Source organism: Herbaspirillum sp. WGmk3 (assembly GCF_023952535.1).
GTDB classification, from domain to species: domain Bacteria; phylum Pseudomonadota; class Gammaproteobacteria; order Burkholderiales; family Burkholderiaceae_D; genus Herbaspirillum; species Herbaspirillum huttiense.
Genome location: NZ_JAKYWT010000113.1, coordinates 1 through 253, shown reverse-complemented (window position 1 = coordinate 253; position 253 = coordinate 1). Strand labels below are relative to the sequence as shown.

Here is a 253-nt window from a genome sequence, read left to right as displayed (position 1 = left end):
AAGCCGGCATCGGGCATGGCGGCATTGTGGAAGTGATGCGACATCGCCGCCAGGAACACGGTCGCGGGGTCGGCCCGGTAGAACGGGCTCAGGGCCACGCCGTAGACCGCCACCATCAGGCAGTGCTCGGCATGGTTCTCCGGCGGCTCCAGCAGGATGCGGGCGCGGCCCGGGCAGGTGACGCCCGCCCGCGGCTGCTGCGCCAGGGCGGCGACGAAGCCCGGCAGCGGGCCGGGCTGCGCCTCGGACCCGG

General features: G+C 74.7%; 1 protein-coding gene. It reads right to left on the bottom strand.

The features are described from left to right. The coding region (locus MKD49_RS26120) for an HD domain-containing protein (RefSeq protein ID WP_252697756.1) at positions 1-253 on the bottom strand (253 nt) is incomplete at both ends.